Source organism: Endozoicomonas sp. ALB115 (genome assembly GCF_049310245.1).
Taxonomy (GTDB): domain Bacteria; phylum Pseudomonadota; class Gammaproteobacteria; order Pseudomonadales; family Endozoicomonadaceae; genus Endozoicomonas.
Genome location: NZ_JBLYZG010000063.1, coordinates 1 through 21,913, shown reverse-complemented (window position 1 = coordinate 21,913; position 21,913 = coordinate 1). Strand labels below are relative to the sequence as shown.

Annotated in this window: 14 protein-coding genes; 10 read left to right on the top strand and 4 right to left on the bottom strand. The window is 49.2% G+C overall.

The genetic code is table 11. The features are described 5' to 3' along the window. The first annotated feature begins 14 nt into the window (after positions 1-14). The 7 genes from ACO6VE_RS20290 to ACO6VE_RS20260 all read left to right on the top strand — a co-directional run bounded on the left by ACO6VE_RS20290 (position 15) and on the right by ACO6VE_RS20260 (position 11,223). Positions 15-251 carry a hypothetical protein gene (locus ACO6VE_RS20290; RefSeq protein ID WP_422448637.1) on the top strand — a complete coding sequence of 79 codons (237 nt, stop codon included), beginning with the start codon at positions 15-17 and terminating at the stop codon, positions 249-251. Positions 252-260: 9 nt separating this feature from the next. Beyond that, positions 261-563 (top strand): hypothetical protein, encoded by a 303-nt coding sequence (locus ACO6VE_RS20285; RefSeq protein WP_422448639.1) that lies wholly within the window; start codon positions 261-263, stop codon positions 561-563. Positions 564-1,484: 921 nt separating this feature from the next. Further along, the gene (locus tag ACO6VE_RS20280) at positions 1,485-4,595 is read left to right on the top strand and encodes a hypothetical protein (protein WP_422463114.1); all 3,111 of its coding nucleotides are present in this window, start codon (positions 1,485-1,487) and stop codon (positions 4,593-4,595) included. A gap of 151 nt (positions 4,596-4,746) precedes the next feature. Beyond that, the gene (locus tag ACO6VE_RS20275; RefSeq protein ID WP_269673759.1) at positions 4,747-5,040 is read left to right on the top strand and encodes a YebG family protein; all 294 of its coding nucleotides are present in this window, start codon (positions 4,747-4,749) and stop codon (positions 5,038-5,040) included. Between the two features lie 441 nt (positions 5,041-5,481). After that, on the top strand, positions 5,482-8,349 hold the full coding sequence (locus ACO6VE_RS20270) for a valine--tRNA ligase (RefSeq protein WP_422463112.1): 2,868 nt from the start codon (positions 5,482-5,484) through the stop codon (positions 8,347-8,349). Between the two features lie 401 nt (positions 8,350-8,750). Continuing rightward, positions 8,751-9,296, top strand: coding sequence for a hypothetical protein (locus tag ACO6VE_RS20265; RefSeq protein WP_422448647.1), 546 nt, complete (start codon positions 8,751-8,753; stop codon positions 9,294-9,296). A gap of 166 nt (positions 9,297-9,462) precedes the next feature. Further along, on the top strand, positions 9,463-11,223 hold the full coding sequence (locus ACO6VE_RS20260) for a hypothetical protein (protein WP_422448649.1): 1,761 nt from the start codon (positions 9,463-9,465) through the stop codon (positions 11,221-11,223). Positions 11,224-11,290: 67 nt separating this feature from the next. Here ACO6VE_RS20260 and dinG read toward each other — a convergent pair whose 3' ends face one another. The 4 genes from dinG to ACO6VE_RS20240 all read right to left on the bottom strand — a co-directional run bounded on the left by dinG (position 11,291) and on the right by ACO6VE_RS20240 (position 16,500). Further along, positions 11,291-13,474, bottom strand: coding sequence for an ATP-dependent DNA helicase DinG (gene dinG, locus ACO6VE_RS20255; RefSeq protein ID WP_422448651.1), 2,184 nt, complete (start codon positions 13,472-13,474; stop codon positions 11,291-11,293). A gap of 158 nt (positions 13,475-13,632) precedes the next feature. Further along, positions 13,633-14,283, bottom strand: a complete 651-nt coding sequence (locus tag ACO6VE_RS20250) for a hypothetical protein (protein ID WP_422448653.1) — start codon at positions 14,281-14,283, stop codon at positions 13,633-13,635. A 122-nt stretch (positions 14,284-14,405) separates the two neighbouring features. Continuing rightward, positions 14,406-15,662, bottom strand: a complete 1,257-nt coding sequence (locus ACO6VE_RS20245; RefSeq protein WP_422448655.1) for a hypothetical protein — start codon at positions 15,660-15,662, stop codon at positions 14,406-14,408. Positions 15,663-15,888: 226 nt separating this feature from the next. Next, a complete protein-coding gene (locus ACO6VE_RS20240) occupies positions 15,889-16,500 on the bottom strand; it encodes a hypothetical protein (protein WP_422463110.1) in 612 nt (203 codons plus the stop codon). Positions 16,501-16,730: 230 nt separating this feature from the next. Here ACO6VE_RS20240 and ACO6VE_RS20235 point away from each other — a divergent pair, with 230 nt between their 5' ends. From ACO6VE_RS20235 to ACO6VE_RS20225, 3 genes are all read left to right on the top strand, one after another. Then, positions 16,731-17,219 carry a YchJ family protein gene (locus ACO6VE_RS20235; protein ID WP_422448658.1) on the top strand — a complete coding sequence of 163 codons (489 nt, stop codon included), beginning with the start codon at positions 16,731-16,733 and terminating at the stop codon, positions 17,217-17,219. 355 nt (positions 17,220-17,574) lie between these two features. Then, positions 17,575-18,555, top strand: a complete 981-nt coding sequence (locus ACO6VE_RS20230) for a TAXI family TRAP transporter solute-binding subunit (protein WP_422463108.1) — start codon at positions 17,575-17,577, stop codon at positions 18,553-18,555. Between the two features lie 261 nt (positions 18,556-18,816). Then, positions 18,817-21,429: a TRAP transporter permease gene (locus ACO6VE_RS20225; protein ID WP_422463106.1), complete on the top strand. Its 2,613-nt coding sequence runs from the start codon at positions 18,817-18,819 to the stop codon at positions 21,427-21,429. Positions 21,430-21,913 lie beyond the last annotated feature (484 nt).

The following is a 21,913-nucleotide window of genomic DNA, read 5'->3' as shown; positions in this document are numbered from 1 at the left end:
ATGTACCCTGAGTAGTGGCTGGGGATCTGGCCAGGCTGGATGTTGCCAGGTATGCACTGGTGATTGCTGTTAACACCGACGCCGACGCCTGTACCGAGCCTGATTCGCTGTTCACAGATGGACTGTTAGCGGACGTTGCCGAAGCAGCGTTATCTGAGGCACTAACCTTCATGGCCTCCGACATAGCGGCGGTTGCCGTGTGTATGCTGCCTGCGCTGGCAGATGTTGAAGCATTTGCCGGATTTGAATGACTGGACGAAGTGGTTGTTGAGGTTTCGCTATTTATTGAACCAGCTGCGCTTTCAAATGATGTTGAAGCTTTTACTGAATTTGAACTGCTGGCCGAAGCTGTTTTTGAGCTTGCGCTATTTATTGAACCTGCTGTGCTTTCAGATGTTGAAGCTTTTGCTGTGTTTGAATTACTGGCCGAAGCGGTGATTGAAGTGGCGCTATTTATTGAACCCGCTGTGCTTTCTGATGTTGAAGCTTTTGCCGGATTTGAACTGCTGGCCGAGGCGTTGATTGAGGTGGTGCTATCTATTGAAACAGCTGCACTTGAATGAATTGAGATTGTCTGCCTGAGCGAGACTGAAGAACTGGCAGACTGAACCAAATGGCTGGTTTGATCCTGGCTACCCGGTGCAATCGTCGTCTTCCCTGTCTTTTTATTATTAGCCACTTGACGTGAGTGAAACACGCTGGTTGTTTTAGCACGATCACGAGGAAATTTTTTATCATGATCATGTGGAAATTTTTTATCATCATGAGGAATTTTTTTATCAGGATCATGAGGGAATTTTTTATCAGGATCATGAGGATATTTTTGATCAGGCAGAAAATCTGGATTAGTTGGTTTAACTGGAAGTCCAAGATGCATCGCTTGATTAACCCGTCAGTTGACTTCTATTAATTTCAGATTGATGGAAAAATATCCAACTTTACAAAATTTGCAAATATTCGAGAGAGAAAAGTATACAGTCTAGGGGTGGCAAATAAGGGTTGTTGATTATTGTCGTTTACTATTTCATAGCTTTAGTTCAAGCTGTTTGTATTTACTGTTAATCCTGAATTCGTATCATTATCAATGCAAAATAAATGCGAAAGTTGAAACCAGGCCACCTTTTTTACAAGCAGTTTCAAATGGCTGAAGTTGAGGCTCTGATTAAAAAGCCGAAACCAGTGACAGTGAAGAGGACGATGCTGATCAGCAGGAGACTGGCCACAGCATTCATGAAGACTTGCAATTTAAGCAGGAATTTTTAGACCAATTTATTGCAGCCACCGTAGGGCAGACTATTCTCGGACAGCCTCCTGGGAGGCTGGGCATGTAAAATACTGTGATATCGCTACGAAAATGCAGCTACGGACAGTGGAGCCATACTGGAACTTTTACCAGCCAGTTACTCTCTAATGATGATAGAATCCACTCTTATGATAGAAGTGGGTAGCTAAAGTAACTAAATAAGTCTTGCTTGAGAACTACCATGAATGTTGTCAGCGGCATGGATACCTCCGCCAACCTGCACCCTCATCCCCAACCAAAGCCTGACACCCAGCCGGTAACGGTCTCTGGCCAATGGGCAACCTGCGCACCGACCAGCAAGCTGATACCCCGGCATCCCAGGGAAGATGAGCGACAAGTGCTACTTTGGGCAGCAGAGAGTGGGTACCTGGCGTTTCGGCGAATTAAATTGACTAAAGAAAATGATTACTTTTCGGGTAAGGGTGCACCAAGGCCATTCACCCTCGCCCTGCCGGGGAAGATGATGCCCGTAGCACGCGTACCAGATGGGTTTGGTAAATGGATGGTAGGCATTGTTAATCCACAATGCCTTTATGTTTATAAACATAATGCATATACGGAGCCCGACATGGATCCGGATAAACTGTCAATAAAATTACTGCCTGATCTGCAATCATTACACGAGAAATGTCTTGAAAATGCCAATCAAGCCATTTGGAGAGTTTATCCTCGTTTCACCTCGGGACATCTGCGAGCAGATGGGACTTTCAGTTTACCTGGATTGGTAATCCGCAATAATTCCCACGCCTATAATTATCTTGATTATCCGGAACTGGTGCTTAACAACTACAGCAAGGAAGACATCAGATGCTTTTTTGTTTACCTCGATACTCAGATGAATATTGCCGATATCCTGCAGGATAAACGTCATTGTGAAGAGGTGTTGGAGCTTAAACAACCGTTGCCTCTGGTTATTTATTGTCACCGCACAGGTTCTGTACAGGTTTGTTTTGATGATGAGCTGGACAGTAAACACTTGGCCCTGAATGAGCATTCTCTGGATGATTTTGCATTCTCACAGGGCATAGACCAGGAAAATTTCAGAGCCATGTTGAATCTGCTGCCAATGCCTTTGCGTACAGAGGCACTGAGTTGGGAATTAACCGCTTCACCGGATGTTTTTCACAAATTGCAACAGGCCATCAAGCTGGTGAGTGATCCCTGTTGTTACAGTTCCGGGAGGCTTCTGGAATTAAAACAGAGTGGCTTGCCAATTCACCACCGTTTTTTTCATAATAAACAAGGATATGTTACATCGTTGCTGGAAAAGTTGCTGATTACTGAAATGCTCAGAAATGATCAGCCTGGACAGGAACAAATCCGGGAACAAGAGGAAGAAGCTTGCCGTTTACTTCAGTTGCTTCTGCAGAGCGGGTCAAGGATGGATCAGAAGGTTACTTCGGTTTTTTACTGTACGCTAAGCAAGCGAGAATCGGCGGTAATGCGAGCGGGCACAATGAATTATATGGTGGCCGCCTTTGCTCCATTTGAGTTCCTGAGCCTGGAAGATCTCAAGTGGTTGCCGCTGATCGGTTATTCGGGAAGCGTCGTTGAATTTGACCGAATCTGCCGGGGGCTCAGTCAGCAGCAACGGCAGAGCCGTCTTGAAGAGCTACTATGTGATTACCTTGGTTACCCTTTAAACCTTGATATCTTTGAGTCCCACCTACTCGCCCTGTTTCATTATGGAGCTTCCCTGAACAAAGATATTCTGGCCAGGGTTAAACATAATCTGGACTATTGGTGCCATGACGGTAGAAAGGTTATTGGTAACTTATCCGTGGCTGGGTTCATCCAATGGTTTGAAGGACTATGGAAGCAACGAAACAAGCATCCTTTCTACCTGAATTGGTCAGAACATGTCCGACAGGCCAATCTGGAAATCGCGGATCTGAAACAATCGCTCGGTCTGTCGGACGATGCTTGCCCATTGGCGGCACCTGTGGAAACCAAGGTGCCAGCGGCATTACAGTTTATGGTGGACGCGTTCAGCAAACCGCCCATCCTGCCTGATAATGTCGGCGATAATGAAAGCACCATCCTGAAGGTATTGCAGCATTATTACCGCCGTCCGGGACCGGAACGCGTGATCCAGAGCCTTGGCAGACATACCTTGCCAACCGTGTGGAAACCGCTGCACAGCTGCAGTCATGTCCTGCGGGCCAGGAATAATGGGCTCTGGTATATGGAATTGCTGGAAAAATTTCAGCTGCATTACCTGCGCCCGGAAAAAAAAGAACTCCTGGCGCTGGCGATTATCTACCATGCTGCTGCTGCCGAAGATGTCGCCAAATCAGTGGAAGAAACAAGGTCAGCTGACTATTTCAAAAGGGACCTGATCGGGCACTATCCTGAACCGCTGCTGAAGGATATGGCAAAGGCGATGGTCAGCAAGGAAAATGATGTCAATGGCGCAGATGAGCAGAACCTGTCTGACTCCGTGCGCTGGTATCTGCGCATATTACGCTTTGCAGATCGTATGGACATTATCCGTTGTTGCGGGGTTGGGGCTGATTTTCCCGGATCAACGGTCGGGGGGTTTGACGCTACACGTCTTGACCTGCCGCCGCAGTTGCCCTGGGATTTTACCTCCGGGCCTGGCAACGGGACTGAATTTCAACGGCATCTGGTAGCCGCCATGCATGGTGCGGCTGATCTGGCGCAAGTAACCGGGCAACCCAACGATCACCGCGAAAAAAAATATACCGAGGCCTACGGTCTGATTGACAATGGCTCAGAGATTTCTGAGCACTTTGAATGGACAACTGAGCCAGTGGAAAGAATGAACCGGTTTATTGATGACAATGTTCGGCGCACAATTGCTCAGGCCGCTGGAATTATTGTCTGTTCAGACCCCTACCACCAGGCTTGCAGGGCTGATCAGAGCAAAGGCATCACTTATGGTATTCATAACAGCTGGTATGATCTCCACCAGATAGAGATTCCGGCCGGAATGACGCTGCTGGAAAAGATGCAGTACAGGCATAACCCATCACTGCTAAGCCCGGCAACACAACAGGCATTGGAGCAAGAGGTGCAACGGCTGAAGAGCCAGGGAATACGAATGAACCCAGGGACCTTGACGCAGGAAACACTGACTTCGTCGAAAGCGCAGGAAGTGCTGAAAGAGCGGGGTATTACCGTGGTTTGTGAGAAGCGTCCCTACTGTACCGACGATGACCGCCAGCTAGAGAAAGTAATGTTCGTACCGAAGCAGATACCTGAACCCGCGCGTTCACAACCAGAAAATCAGCCTGACACAGACCAAGGCTTTTCGTGTCAAATCCTCTGAACCCAAGGTCGCAGTATACCTGGCAGGGCTGGCTACCAGAGTTTTAGACCTGACTTGAGCTGGAAATTGACTAGCTGATTCCCAGACAGCCTTCTGGACAAAACAACTGTATTTATATACAGTATAAAGAACCCAATACAGGAGGAAGCCCATGTCCATTACCCCCATGTGGCGAGTTGACCGGGACGGAAGCATGTTTACTGATAAGAAAGCCGCAGAAGAACACGATCGTATGCTTGAGCTGGCCGATGGCATCACGGGTATGCTGGAAGCCAATTTCAAGATCGATGAACAACTGGCGGAAGAGATCGGTCTGCTGCTGTCACGGAACAAGGATATTCTCGCCAAAGCCTTTAAAGGCAAACCTGAAATCCTGCAGGAGATCAAACTGGAGAGCGAACCTGCAGAAAACAACACCGTAGATATTCGTGAAGCGATTGCCTGATATTGATAAGCCACAAAGGCGTGATATTGCTCATAGTGAAATATCCTTTGTGGTTACCAATCACATTTTATGAATACTTAAAATAACAGCTGATTCGGTACTTTCCATAGGCTAGTAAATGTTTTCAATGTAATTGATGGGTTCCTCCTATCAATGACTCCCAAGCTCCGTTCGTCCTGAGCGGAGTCGAAGGGCGTAAACACCATACCCTGAATAAAGACTTTGCCAATCACCCTTCGACTCTGCTCAGTGTGAACGGAGATTGTACACACCAAACTCATTGAAATGATGCGGAAAGCTGTCCGAGAACCCGGTAGTCGGCAATGAAGGGTGCTTCCTGATTCAGCCCCACAGTGTATAATCACCGGTTTATCCAAATCCGGAGCCCCCTGCTCTTCAGGAGTTCCGGGAACAGTTGGAACCTCTACTGGAAAAGCAGTTATGGAAAAGACGTTCAACCCCCAAGCCATCGAACGCACGTTGTATCAAAACTGGGAAGAGAAAGGCTATTTTGCGCCGGCTTCTGACCAGCGCGGTAACAGCACGCCCTACTCCATCATGATCCCCCCTCCCAATGTCACCGGCAGCCTGCACATGGGCCATGCCTTCCAGGACTCCATTATGGATGCCCTGATCCGCTACCACCGGATGAAAGGCTGCAACACGCTCTGGCAGGTGGGTACTGACCATGCGGGTATCGCAACCCAGATGGTGGTTGAACGCAAGATCCTGGCAGAAGAAGGCAAAACCCGTCACGACTACGGACGTGAAGCCTTTACCGATAAAATCTGGGAGTGGAAGGAAGAGTCCGGTGGCACCATCACCCGTCAGCTTCGTCGCCTGGGGGCATCTGTTGATTGGGATACCGAGCGTTTCACCATGGACAAGGGCTTCTATGCCGCTGTCCAGGAGGTCTTTGTCCGCCTTTATGAAGACGACCTGATCTACCGGGGCAAGCGTCTGGTGAACTGGGACCCAAAACTGCACACCGCTATCTCCGACCTGGAAGTGGAAAACAAAGAAGTCAAAGGCAATATGTGGCACCTGCGCTATCCACTGGCGGATGGCGAGAAAACCGCAGAGGGCAAAGACTATATCGTGGTAGCCACCACCCGTCCTGAGACCATGCTGGGGGATACCGGTGTGGCGGTTAACCCGGAAGATGAGCGTTACCAGGCCCTGATCGGCAAAGCGGTTATTCTGCCCCTGGTCAACCGTCGCATCCCGATTGTCGCTGATGAACACGCCGATATGGAAAAAGGCACCGGCTGCGTAAAAATCACCCCGGCCCACGACTTTAATGACCATGAAGTTGGCAAGCGCTGCAACCTGCCAATGATCAATGTTATGACCCTGAACGGCGATATCCGCCAGCAGGGTGAAGCCTACAATATTGACGGTACGGCCAATCAATCCATTGATACCACTATTCCAGACGCCTACCAGGGCATGGAGCGCTTTGCTGCCCGTAAGCAGATCGTTGCTGACCTGGATGCCCTTGGTCTGCTGGAAAAAATTGATGACCACACCCTGATGGTGCCTTACGGTGACCGTTCCGGCGTAGTGATTGAGCCGCTGCTGACTGACCAGTGGTTTGTCCGCGCTGCGCCGCTGGCCAAACCGGCTATTGCAGCGGTAGAAGACGGTCGTATTCAGTTCGTGCCCAAACAGTACGAGAACATGTACTTCTCCTGGATGCGTGATATTCAGGACTGGTGTATCTCCCGTCAGCTCTGGTGGGGACACCGAATTCCTGCCTGGTATGACGATGCCGGCAACGTTTATGTTGGTCGCAATGAAACCGAAGTCCGGGAAAAGCACAACATCCCAACGCCTGTTGTCCTGAAACAGGATGACGATGTTCTGGATACCTGGTTCTCTTCGGCACTCTGGACTTTTGGCACCCTGGGCTGGCCAGAGCAGACCGATCGCCTGAACACCTTCCACCCCACCGATGTGCTGGTCACCGGTTTTGACATTATCTTCTTCTGGGTCGCCAGAATGATCATGATGACCATGCACTTTATGAAAGATGAAGACGGCAAACCACAGGTACCGTTCAAGTACGTTTACGTGACGGGTCTGATCCGTGATGAGCATGGCGACAAAATGTCCAAGTCCAAGGGTAACGTCCTTGACCCTCTGGATATGATTGACGGTATCGACCTGGAAGCCCTGGTTGAGAAACGCTGTGGCAATATGATGCAGCCGCAGCTGGCGGAGAAGATCGAAAAACGTACCCGCAATACCTTCCCCGACGGCATTTCTGCCCACGGTACCGATGCCCTGAGATACACCTTGTACTCACTGGCCTCCACTGGGCGTGATATCAACTGGGATATGAACCGTCTGGAGGGCTACCGGAACTTCTGCAACAAGATCTGGAACGCTGCCAACTACGTCAAAATGCACACTGATGAGCAAGACTGTGGTATCGGTGATGAACCTGTTGAACTGACTTTGGCTGATCGCTGGATTGTTTCCCGACTGCAACGGGTTGAAGCCCAGATCGAAAAGAACCTGTCCGAGTTCCGTCTCGATCACGCGTCCCAGAACCTCTACGACTTTGTCTGGAATGAATATTGTGCGTGGTATCTGGAACTGTCCAAGCCCGTTCTATGGGATGAACATGCACCTGCTGAACGTAAGCGCGGCACCCGTCGTACACTGGTTCGGGTTCTGGAGGCTATTATGCGCCTGGCCCATCCGTTTATGCCTTATATCACCGAAGCGATCTGGCAGAACATCAAGCACAATGCTGGCGCTGCCGGTGACACCCTGATGCTGCAGAGCTACCCGGTGTCGGACCCGGCCCGTATTGATGAAACGGCTGAGCGTGATATTGAGTGGCTCAAATCGTTTATCACCGGTATCCGTAACATTCGTGCCGAGTTGAATATTGGCCCAAGCAAGCCGCTGAATGTACTGCTGCGTAACACCTCTGCAGAAGACGTTGCCCGTCTGAATGACAACCAGACCTTCCTGAAGTCCCTGGCCAAACTGGAAGACATCAGGGTTCTGGCCGCCGGTGAAGAAGCCCCCATGGCAACCACTCAGCTGGTAGGCTCCATGGAAGTTCTGGTACCAATGGCTGGCCTGATCGACAAGGAAAAAGAGTCAGCCCGACTCAATAAGGAGATTGAGCGGTTTGCCAAAGAAGTGGCCCGCTTTGAAGGCAAGTTAAACAACGAGAAATTCATCAGCAAGGCACCCGCCGACGTGGTTGCCAAAGAGCAGGCCAAGCTGGCTGAAGCTCAAGCCGCCAGGGCCAAGCTGGAAGAACAGCTGGAGGCGATCAAGGCTTTGTAAACCAGAGCATTGGCAATATAAAAATGGCTGCAATCACTGCAGCCATTTTTTTATGCACCATTATTTTCAGTTTTCTTTTGATTGGTACTTTTTATTAGTTTAATTATTTTTTATTAATTTAATCACTTTTTATTAATTTAATCAGTTTTGCTTCAGCCTGATGCCTTGTTGTATCCGTTGGAGGTTAGAGTAATTCTAACCAGTTATTGAAGAGTGATTCATCTCAATAGCTTATTGCTTTTATAAACTATCCTGAAACAACATCCATATTTCTACAGGCGCTACCCGAAAACCTTAAATTGCTTATGCTTTGCGGGCAGCAACTGGCGACCTTTTCCCGGACTGAGTAATATGATTTATTCTGAGACAAATCCATCAATCGATTTAAATTGAGCTGTTATATGAATGCTAACGAAACCACCGGATCTTATCTCACCAAACAATACAATCCGTCAACTGTAATCAGTTTTCCTGCAGAAACTAAAGCCAGGCATTCTGGCAAAGAAGTTTCTATTGATATGTACCCTGATAAAAGGCCCCAGATATCGGAACAAAACAACAGATACGATGGGCCGTTACTGAAAACCCGAAAAACCGAGCGTGTTCTGGCCACATTGTCAGCGATCGCAATGGGCAGTGCTTCAGTGGTTATCATGCAAGCTGCCGCCCACGTCGGGTGTTTCACTCTGGGTGCCGCAGGTGCGATGTTAGGAGAGATCATAGAAGGACCAGAAGCTCAGTTAACAGCAGGTCGGATAACAGAAGGTCAGTATATTGGTGTAGCGGTTGGTGGCGCTATCGGGTATTTCACAGGATTCAGCGTTGCTGCCTACCTTAGTCCCTACATGGTCGCAAAGGCTTACAATTTTGTTCTGGAGGCGTCCAATGGAACCGGCTGTGAACGGTCAGCACTTGCTGACAGAGTTGTGGCTTACTATGAGCGATAAATATTGAACCTGATCGGTTAGAAAACGGGAACAAAATCCTGTCCCTATTGTCTGATAGACAGCACGGTGCCCAGAAATCAACAAGTACAACACACGCCGTGCTTTTCTTCCTTTCATCCTGCCTCCATTGAGGAGTCGCAGAATATAAACAGGAGCTGTTACCACCATGATAATCAGTGAACCAAATCAATTAATACCACCCGGCATACCTGATACCAAAATCCCGGACAGTAGTGGACCTGAAGCTTCAACTTACGAATGGCTGACCGGTAAGGCAAGACACTCATTAGCTTGCGCTGCACATACCCTTAAGCATCTTCCTAACCCGGCATATTATGCATCATCCGCCCCCGCCAGGCTCATCACTTTGCTAACCTTGGCTGGCAAATGCATCGCTGACGTTACTACTCATACATCGGTCAATGCCAAGCCAACGTCCTTATCAACATTGACAAATTCAACAGACTCATTCCTACCTGTCCCCTTAACGCCCCCTGATGTCAAGTCCCCGGGCAAGCCAGCCTGGATGGCTGCATTGAACAGCCAGAATGAACACGACAGTGGCCAGACTGAAGAAAAGCCCCCCCAGGTGGTGATTGAAAGAGAAGCGACGAAGGATGAGATCGAAGCACCTTTAAGATATAAGCGTTCTCCCAGAGGATCGAGTTCCAGCAGAGGTGGGGGTTCCAGAGGCTCAGGAAGCTCAAGAAGAGGCTCCAGAAGGTCATCAGGAGGAGTCGGTGGAGGTGGTTCCCACCATCCATTACCTGGCCCAAAAGGGGGCAAATCAACTGGCAGACAATGGCTCGGCAGGATTGGTGGTAAAAAGCACATCGGCAGGGAATATGCCAAGATGGAAAAAAACTACTTTACTGGTCGTAAATGGTTCAAACCAAAGGGTATATCAAAGCATGAACCAGTCAACTTACATGACACTTTACTGTTTTCAAAAACTGGCAAACTAAAGGATAAAATCATTACCCCGCAAGGAAATGCATACAAAATCGAAAAAAGTAATCATTGGTTAATGGTAAAAAATGACAAGCAAATTATCTCTACAATACCCAAGGCAGTAAAATTTAACCATGGGGCCAATGCTTTTAAACTCGGTGTTTTTAATATTTACTCTCCGTGGCTTCCCGTCACGGCGTATTTTTTATATCACGACAAAACAGCCATGCCGTTTGAGTTATATTTCAGGCCATCTACTTCAGATAACTCGAAGACAGATATAGGTTACTATGCACCCAGTACTAATGAGTCACCCACCGGAAGTGTGAATCATTTTTCTCCAAATGGTACTTTTGTTTACCAAAACAGCACTGCTGTTATTGATGATTCAGATAAACATTTCATCAAGATTGCATCGGTACCCAAAGGGAGTGCTGTCAGCTTTGCCTTGCTTAATAACCAAAAACCGAAAACCGAAACTGGTGTCCCGACATCTGCCACAGAAACACCCACTTCTTTGCCTGATATAACTACCCCAGCGCATCCCACTAATGGCAGTCAGTCATTGTCGACAAACACCAACTGCACTGACGTATCAGAGCCGACACCCATGCCGATAAAACCGCTTAACTCTACCGACATTGAGAGCAACAATAACATGACCAGGGTAAACACCCTGCTAAATGAAGAAAGCCTCTTAACCGATGTCAGTTCACAACTGGTGATAATGAATGAGGGTGAAGTGTTAAAAATTATAGGTTTGCCACATCGGGTAAGCCAATTCTTCCTTGATAGTGAAAATGACACCGTATTCACTTATTCAATGGATGAACCTACAAGCGAGGAAGTCAAATATGTAGATTGGCAACCCGGGTACTGGTACAGCTCTGCTAACAAAGTTGCTGATCAAAGTCCTTACAATTTACTACTGCCAATGCTGGGAATGGTCGGGATAAACCAGAATATTCTCGGATAATTTATCGGTTCATCCGGCCGCTGCTGCCGACAGGTAGCAGTGGCCTCCTTCAAAATCGCCCTTTATCTTATCTCATCATAACCGCCGCAGCTGGCTCGATAATCCGGTTAAACGGTGGCAGAGAGTTCATGATCATCTGACCATACCTGGCGGTAACCAGCCGTCGATCCATAATCGTGATGCGACCACGATCCTGCTCCGTTCGCAACAGACGGCCACAAGCCTGTATCAGGCGGATCGCCGCATCCGGCACGGTAATTTCCATAAACGGATTCCGCCCCTGGGCTTCCAGCCACTCAGAAAGTGCTGCCTCCACAGGGTCGTCCGGTACTGCAAAAGGAATCTTGGCAATAATCACGTGTTCGCAATAATGACCGGGTAAATCTATCCCTTCTGCCAGGCTGGCAAGACCAAACAGGATGCTGACCTTGCCGTCATCAATCTGCTGGCGGTGCTTCTTCAACAACTCCTGTCGTGAATAGTCATCCTGCAGCAGGATCTTCTCCTGCCAACAGGCATCCAGACCAAAGTGCACATCCTTCATCTGTCGGCGGGAAGAGAACAGTACCAGCATCCCTTTTGGGCGATCATCACCGGACAGTAACTCGGGTAGCAGCTCGATAATCTCGGCAGTATGGTCTTCCGCATTCCGTGGGTCTGAAGCCATGGCCGGTATTACCAGAGATGCCGCCTCACCATGCAGAAATGGACTGGGCACTACCACACAGCGAGACTCAGCAGGCACTCCGGAGCGCATCCGGAACCGGCCAAAACTACCCAGGGCGGCCAGGGTTGCCGAGGTGACAATGGCTGCGTGAGCAGGATTCCACAGCGTCTGCCATAAGGTCATGGAAGACATGATCGGGCTGCTGAAAACCTCCAGCTCTTCGCCAAAAGCACCTTCGCTCCATTTCAACCAGCGTGCGCTGGGAGGCTCTCCCTCGGGATCTTTGATGGTGTAGGTCAGCCAGAGTTGAAAATGGCTCTCCATTCGTGACTGCATGCCACCGATTTCAGGATAGAGCTGTTCCGCCTGCCAGCGATCAATACCGGGAACGTCGCCGTCCATTGCATCGTCCAGGGCTTTGGCTATCTTTTCCAGCATACCGCTGCACTTGCTGAAACCGGCTTTCAACCGTTCCGCCTGTTGTCGTAATGGTTCAGGCACAATGCCCTGGGGAAAGCGGTAATAAGCGACCTGACTCTCCCCCTGGGTGGTAAATTGTGTTTTTGGTTCAAACCGGGCAATGCTGTGCAGCATCTCCCGGGTATGACCCAGAGCATTGACCAGGGCATCAAACTCGGGCTGAATCCGCTCCAGCAATTCACCCAGCTCTCCCGGCAGGGCCTGCTGGGTCAGAATCTTCTGCAGATGTCGCCCGGCTTTCTCCAGCCAGCTGGCCGTGCCTTTGACTCTGGACTGACAGGTAAAATGATCAATGGCTTTGTCTGGCAGGTGGTGGCCTTCATCAAATACATAGATGGCATCCTTTGGCTCAGGAAGAATCGCACCGCCTCCCAGCGCCAGATCCGCCAGCACAAGGTCGTGGTTGGCAACCACAACATCGGCATGCTCAAGATCACCCCGGGCTTTATAAAATGGGCACTGCCGGAAATAACCACAACGACGTCCGCTGCATTGGGCATGGTCAGTGGTGATGGTTCGCCATTGCTGATCTTCCAGGGCATCAGGCCAGCTGTCCCGGTCACCCTCCCATTTGGCAGCGGCAAATGCCTCCAGCATGCTCTGGTATAGCGCCAGGGAGGACTGATCGTTTTCCAGGGTGTGACCATCGTAGGCGAACATATCCATTAACGAGGCAGTCGCTTCCTCTTCCTGAAGCAGCCGGTCCAGCTTACTCAGACAGGCATAACGCCCACGCCCCTTGGCCAGGGTGTAAGAGAACTTGAGTCCGGTTTTTAAAATAATGTCCGGCAGATCTTTATTGATGACCTGCTCCTGAAGGGTCACGGTGGCCGTGGCAATGACCAAACGTTTTTTCGCAGCCTGAGCCATTACCACCGCAGGCAACACATACCCCACGGTTTTTCCGGTACCCGTACCGGCTTCAATCACGGTAACGGAGGGGTCAGAGATTCTGCGGCCTTCACTGTCGGTGTTAATATCTCCTAGCGCTCGGGCAATCTCGGCAATCATCTGCTTCTGCCCCGGTCGGGCCTTTAGCTTTTTACTCTCCAGAAAAGCACTGTAGGCTTTCTGGATGGCTCTCTTCTGGGGTTCGTCAAGCACAATGCCTATCGCTCTGGTGGAGTAGCTGGTTTAAATAGACTGATTGTATCCTGTTTCATCACACTGCACAGCGGTGAATACCACAAACTCTATTCAATAAACGATACGGCAACCGGGAGCAAAATTCAGAATCCTGACTCTCCCGGGTTTTAAACGGATCAAAATATTAGACTCGACATTGACAAAGGTATAGGCTCAAAATCTTGAAAATCAAACAAGTCTCTGATGTCAGTGTGTTTGATCTCATTCGCTATATCCATTATCCGCACTGGTTCCGGGTGCAGGTCCGCTTTGTTATCCTTTGTGGCGGCACGATAGATGTCGACAGGTAAAGAGACCACGCTGCCAGCCAGCCCAATAACAGCAAAAGCAGCCGCAGCAACCGCACCAAGTGCGACGCTGACAGGAACGGCGAGCAAATAGCCCAGATAAAGTCCGACAAGAAAACCCGTATTGCCCGGTGATGATTCCTCAGGGCTCGGAAAGAATAAACATTGAATTAATCGGCCAACGGTATTGCCAATAATGTTACCGGCTATACCACAAATGCTACCGAGAGTGATTATCGGCGCAAAAAGCCCAGCTTGTGCACCTATACCCCCCATTTTCAGAATCCGATTTTTGGCGGCATAAAATGGATAGATTAAACGATCTTTAAGTGAAGGCTTTTCATTAAATGATCGGTTATTTTCAGTCTGTCTTGTGGCATCGGATTCCGTGGTCGTCCTGCCAGCAAATTGACCGTCTGTACGGTTGGGTTCTGTGACCGTTGAATCAAACTGACCGGTAATGTTTCCTATAGACTGCATGAGATCCCTCCATGGATTTCAATAAGATTGATCAGAAATAAGTACTGCATCAAAGCTTACAGCAGGTTTATCCCCTCATCCCATAACAACAGGGTTATAAATACTGACAGAAAAGCAAACAATCAAGTACTACGCATTACATCTGCATAGGAGGGTGGTGCTATATCGTCTCTTTGAAGCACGGGAGCAAGTGGTGAAGCTTGTACAGAATGAACATCAGGACGAAGCTGAGAATCTCTTGCGGTCGCTTCAGCAATATCACTGTTACAAGAAGCTTTTTCACTGGCACTTGGGTTGATTGCAGCACTTTTGCCTTCTCTGATTGAATTGCAATGAAAAAATCTGGGAATGGGCTCTGGCATTTCTTTACGATCTTCTCTTTCGTCGGTTTTTGAGTCTCGACTATTTCTCTGTTTTTTTTCACCGAATTCTGAGAGAAAAACAAAAACGTCTCTCACCTTCAGGTTCTCAAGATTAAAATTTCGTACTTCCTCCGCAAATTCAATATCAGTAATTTTTTGTACCTTATCGCAGTCGAGCTTTTTCAGCCCCTCCGGTTTAGCACCATGCTTCTTTAAAAAAGCAACTAACTCTGATTTGTTCTTACTGTTTGCCACAAAGGCAGGAGTGATAAGACCATAGCCATCCACCGGCTCTCCTTTTGCCAAAAGGAGTTCAACCATTTCGATTTCGCTATCTGTGTCCATCTGATCAGATGAAGCTACCGCTGTAATGAGATTATCCAGGCCATATAAATCACGACATACATGATACGTGTTATCCTTATCCAATCCATGATCGGTCAGGTAATCGACAATCTTCAGGTGTCCGGAGTTAGTCGCTTCCCAAATGGGTGCATATTCAGATAGTTTATAAACCTCTTGCATCTGATTTTCGACCAGATAGTGAATGATATCCCTAAATCCGTGCCTGGCAGCTATACGCATATAGTTGTAATCATGTTTATTGAGGATGGATAAGGCTTCGGATCTGGAGATGGCATCTCTAAACGTTCGCAACCGGCCAAGTTCCTCAGCTTTCTGCTCGCGTTCTTGCAGAGCCAGCTCTTCTCTGGTTGGGAATGTAAATACGGTTGGCTGTTGAACATCAGGTTTCTCAGCTGTCGGCTGGCGTTCGCTATTGTCCGAAGACCGCCCTTTGGTGATGGATAACGTTGAAGCGGTTGGCTGTTGAACATCAACATGCCACTCACTAACGGCCTTTTCAGTGCTGCGATCTTTTCTGTTTCTTAGCGTAGTTCCTGAACTACTCAGTTTTACATACGTTTGATCATCTGAGCCTGGCTCTGGTTTATCCGACTTACCAGCTTGATATTGGTATGATGGATCGGGCAGAGCTGGCGTTTTGGAAGGTATCATATGAAACACCCTGATGCTTGTTGTTGATGGTAAAAACAATCCGTTTTTTATTTTTCGCTGCCTTTAGAGTAGAAAAACCTGGATAAAGTTCCCTATTCATGAGTTATTTGCCAGACGCTAAAACCCATAACCCGTTAGCACAGCAGGTTGAGATTCAGACCAGGTATCAGGGTTACATTAACCATCAGAGCGATGAGACAGAACGAGGGTAAAAAAAGGACACCCACTATTCCCAGTTAACAAACTGGCTGAGTTCAGGCATTTTGATATCATCCCATATATCCATTACCCGCACTTGCTTTGGGTTCAGGTCTGCTTTATCAGCCAGTGTCATGCCATGATAGATATCAAACGGTGAAGCCAGCACGCTGCCAGCCAGACCAACAACTGCAAAAGCAGTCGTAGTAAACACACCAAGAACAACGGCGGCAGGAATGGATAGCAAAATCCCTGTATACAATCCCAGTAAAGCACCAACTTCACCCGGTGGTATATCAGAGTTCGGAAAGAATAAACTTTTAATTAATCCACCAACGGTATTGCCAATAATTTCACCGGCTCCAACACAGATAGCACTTGCAGCGAACATCGGCGTATAAACTCCAGCCTGTGCACCTATACCAGCCATGTGCAGTATTCGATTTTTGGCGGCATAAAATGGATAGATTAAACGATCTTTAAGTGAAGGCTTTTCATTAAATGATCGGGTAATTTCAGTCTGTCTTGTGGCATCGGATTCAGTGGTCGTCCTTCCCTCAAATTGACCAACAGCACGGTTGCGAGTGGGGCCTGTGACCGGTGATTCAAACTGTCCGGAAATTTTGCCTATAGCTGGCATAAGACACCTCCATAGATTTCAATAAGATTGATCAGAAATAATTACTGAAAGAAAAACAAACAATTAAGTTCTTAACAGCCTTGATCTTTACAGCTCTTGCGGCAACAGGTCAGAGCCTGTTAACGTTTCGCCGTAAATTCAGCAAAGAAACGTCAACAGCCGCTGGCATTGATGTCTCAACTTAAAATTTTGTTCATACGTTTTGCATATACCGTTTTCGGGTAGTTACCATGTCCATTAACCCCTCAGATTGCCCCTGTGGCTTTGGAAAAACATTCACCGAATGTTGCAAGCCTTATATTCAAGGGAAGCCAGCCCCAACAGCTGAAGCATTAATGCGTTCCCGTTATACGGCTTACACACTGAGCAATATTCCCTACCTGGTTGCCACAACACACCCCGGGCAACAGGAAACCATCAAGCAACAGAAAGTCTACCAGCAATCACACGGTACGCTGTGGCAAAAACTCGAGATTGTCGATACAGAGGCAGGACAAGCGGCGGATCAATCGGGCATGGTTGAATTCAAGGCCTGGTTCAGGGAGTCACTCTCAGGCCCTGAACAAGTTCACCATGAACGCTCTTCTTTTATTAAAAAAGAAGGGCACTGGTACTTTGTCTACCCCAAAATGGCACTGGTCAAAACAGAAAACGCTGGCAGAAATGATCCCTGCCCCTGCGGCAGTGGCAAGAAGTATAAAAAGTGCTGCGCACAATAAAGACGACAACTTTTCCGATCTATCATAAGCACTTACCGAGAATCAATAGACAGAAATCAAAGAAATCAATACGTAAACATGGTAGCATCACCTACCGCATCAGGTTGCTTCGACAAACGTAATAACCTGACAGGCAAATTCTCGGCTTGCCATTCATGGTTAAGCGAGTCAAACCAGTCAGGGGACAACATGGAAATGCTGTCCGGACTGAATATAACAGCCATGAACGAGAAGTACGGTTCAGAAGCAATCAGGTCTGCCCGGGGAATTCACCCGGGACCCGCCAGAGCTGATGTTCACTGCCCACCTCTTGTTGTTGCCATGGTAAAAAAAGCTCAAATCAAGAGGACTGACAATGACCATTTTCAAAAAACTGGGACTTGCCATTCTGGGGGCAGGCTTTGCAGCTATCTCCTCCACTGCCAGTGCAGCCCCATCCAGCCAGCAGTTTGTCACTATTGGTACCGGCGGTGTCACCGGCGTTTACTACCCAACCGGTGGCGCTATCTGCCGCCTGGTGAATAAGGGACGCAAAGAGCATGGCATCCGCTGCTCGGTAGAAAGTACCGGTGGTTCTATTTACAACCTGAACACCATCCGTGCCGGTGAGCTCGATATGGGTATCGTCCAGTCGGACTGGCAGTTCCACGCCTACCGGGGAACCAGCGCTTTTGAACAGCAAGGTGCCAACAAGGACCTGCGGGCGATTTTCTCGGCACACCCGGAAGCCTTTACCATTCTGGCCAGGGCAGATGCCGGCATCAGCACGTTTGAAGACCTGAAGGGGAAGCGCGTCAACATCGGTAATCCGGGCTCCGGTCAGCGTGGCACTATAGAACAGCTGATGAAACTGTATGGCTGGACACACGACAGCTTCTCCCTGGTTTCCGAGCTGAAAGCAGCCGAACACGCCAAGGCACTCTGTGACAACAAGATTGACGCCTTTGTCTATACCGTTGGCCACCCATCCGGATCTTTCAAGGAAGCCACCACTTCCTGTGATACCGTACTGGTCTCTGTCGCAGGCGATAAAGTCAACCAGTTGATCAAAGACAACCCATACTACCGCACTGCGACCATCCCCGGTGGCATGTATAAGGGCAACGATCAAGACGTTCAGACCTTCGGTGTGGCGGCAACCTTTGTCTCCTCCACGGCGGCCAGCGAAGCAGCTGTCTACCAGGTGACCAGGGCCGTATTTGAAGATCTGTCCACCTTCAAAAAACTGCACCAGGCGTTTGGCACCCTGAAGAAAGAAGAGATGGTGTCTGATGGCCTCAGCATCCCGCTGCATGAAGGTGCCAGGCGTTACTATCAGGAAGCAGGTCTTCTCTGAACTTTTTTCCCTGATCCGGGAAGGTGTAGCAACACCTTCCCAAATGCAGTTTGTCATCATGCAGAGTGCTGCCTGAATTCTGCATGAAGACCTATACAGCCCTCACCCAACAGGGGTCACAGGGCTGCATGGGGAAGCAGTGTCGTCTTTTTTTACCTCATGGATATTCCGCTTCCCCCCCCATTTTTATAAGGCCATGAGCCATTGGATGAAGAATGCATCATTTCCAGAGCGCATAACTTCAATAACAACAGGTATATTATGGAAGCAGTCAACAGCGCCAAGCTGAATAATTCAACAGCAGGCTCCACCAGCTCTGCTGAACAAATGGTTAACCAGTCCGAACAGGGTGGCCGCCAGCCCATTGGCAAATCCAGACTGGTATTACTGGGCACAGCCCTGAGCTGGTCACTGTTTCAGCTGTGGAATGCATCACCTCTGCCGTATATTTTCAATGTTGGCATATTTAACGATGGTCAGGCCCGGGCAATTCATCTCGCCTTTGCCATTTTCCTGGCATTTATTGCCTTCCCTGCCAGGAAAAAATCGTTTACCCATCAGGTGCCCGTGACTGACTGGCTATTTGCACTGACTGGCAGCTTCTGTGCCGCCTACCTTTATATTTTTCACCAGGCGCTGGCGACCCGTGCCGGGGCTCCCGTTATCCTGGACCTGGTCACGGCCGGTGCAGGTATGCTGCTTCTGCTGGAAGCAACCCGCCGGGCACTGGGGCCGCCACTGATGGTGGTTGCGGCGGTTTTTATCACCTATGCCTTTGCCGGCCCTTACATGCCGGATGTGATTGCCCACAAAGGTGCCAGTCTCAACAAGGCGCTGTCGCACTTCTGGATCACCACTGAAGGTGTCTTTGGTGTTGCTTTGGGTGTGTCCACCAGCTTTGTTTTTCTGTTTGTTCTGTTCGGTTCACTGCTGGAAAAGGCCGGTGCCGGTAATTACTTCATTCAGGTAGCATTCTCTCTGCTGGGTCATCTTAAAGGCGGGCCTGCCAAGGCTGCTGTGGTGTCATCCGGCCTGAGCGGTGTGGTGTCCGGCTCGTCCATCGCCAATGTGGTCACCACCGGAACCTTCACCATCCCCCTGATGAAACGGGTCGGCTTTCCCGCTCACAAGGCCGGTGCCATTGAAGTTGCCGCCTCCACCAATGGACAACTGACGCCGCCTATTATGGGCGCTGCGGCGTTCCTAATGGTGGAATATGTTGGCATCTCTTATATCGATGTTATTCGCCACGCCCTGTTACCCGCCGCGATTTCCTATATTGCCCTGTTTTATATTGTCCATCTTGAAGCCCTGAAAGCGGGCATGCAGGGATTGCCAAGAAGCGTCACCCGCACAAAGACTCAGGCACTGATGTCATTCACGGGCTCGTTTGCCGGACTCTGCCTGCTGGGCGCTGGCGTCTATTACGGTGTTGGCTGGACCAGACAGTATATGGGAGAGCACGCCCTCTGGATCATCACGCTGGCATTGCTGGCCAGTTATCTGATACTTCTGAAAGTGGCTGCCAGACAACCGGATCTCATCAACAATATTGAAGAGGATATACGCAGTACTCCGGTGCCCGGACCAACCATCAAGCGCGGTCTCTATTATTTGCTGCCCCTGGTGGTGTTACTGTGGTGTCTGACCGTTGAACGCTACTCCCCTGGCCTCTCTGCCTTCTGGGCAACCCTGGTCATGGTTTTTATTACGCTGACCCATAAAACTCTGATTGATCTGTTCCGGAAGGAGCAAACCACCACGCATCTCAAAGAGGGCTTTCTGGATCTGTTGGACGGGATGACCACCGGGGCCCGCAATATGATCGGCATAGGTGTTGCCACTGCAACCGCCGGTATTGTTGTGGGTGCAGTCACGCTGACCGGTGTTGGACTGGTAATGACCGAGTTCGTGGAATGGATTTCTGCTGGCAGTATCATTCTTATGCTGCTGTTCACCGCCATTATCTGTCTGGTGCTCGGCATGGGGCTGCCAACCACCGCTAACTATATTGTGGTGTCCACCCTGATGGCACCGGTTATCGTCACCCTGGGCGCACAGCATGGACTGATCGTGCCTCTGATTGCGGTCCATCTGTTTGTCTTCTATTTCGGTATTCTGGCGGATGATACTCCGCCTGTGGGCCTGGCTGCCTTTGCCGCTTCGGCCATCGCACAGTCGGACCCAATCAAGACCGGTATCCAGGGCTTCACCTACGATATCCGCACCGCTGTTCTGCCCTTTATGTTTATCTTTAATACTGAGTTACTGCTGATCGGCGTTGACAGCCTTGCACAACTGGCGATTGTCGTCTTTGGTGCCATTGCGGCCATGCTGGTGTTTGCTACCGCAACCCAGGGTCACTGGTTAGTAAAAAACCGCTGGTACGAAACCCTGGGCATGCTGCTGATCGCCTTCACCCTGTTCAGGCCAGACTTCTGGTGGGACAGGATTTACCCTCCCTATGAAACCCATGAAGGTCGTGACATTGTTGCCCAGGTTGAAGCACTGCCGGACCAGGCTGATGCACGCCTGTGGGTAGCAGGAGAAACCCTGGAAGGCAAATCGGTTAATCAGATGGTTATTCTCCCCGCTGGCGACCAGGCCACGGCTGATGACCGGTTCCGCCACATGGGCCTGGAGGTTCTGGTTGATGGGGATGACCTGACCATCGATATGGTTGACTTCAACAGTGAGGCGCAGCAGGCCGGTATTGATTTTGACTGGCAGATTCATCGTCTGGAAGTTCCGGCAGAGCGACTGCCAAAACAACTGACATGGATACCCGCCTTTATTCTGCTGTTGTTGATTTTCCTTGGACAAAGACGCCGACAGGGCCAGTGCAGCAAATTCATTTTCTTTTTGTCCGAATAATTAGATACTGTATCAGAAGAATATTATTCGGACATTCTCCTGGGATTACCTGAAGCACTGCAATCAATCAGGTTCCTGGTTACATAAGCTGACGACAAGGGCAGTATTCATAACAGGGATAAATTACTGTAAGGATAATTAATATGAATACTGTACCTGCCAACTATCACCCCGGCCTATGTCTCAAATCCGGAAAAGCAGATTCTGAATCTTCTGAATGACCATGAACTTCCCAAGCTGTCCGGCAGTCAAATCCTCGGGCTGCATTCTCTACCAGAATATTTTGATCAAAAACACCGTTCCGGCTTTATAGCAATGGATAACGGGCATAAGTAGTTAACCAAATGAAATCATATATTTCTGACTAAGTTGTCAGTCACTCTGCGGCGTTGGAACTCCGGTCACATAGCTACGGCTATGCTCCCTACGTTGCGCCTTGCATAGCAACTGCCCACTTAGCCAGAAATATACGATTCCATTTGGC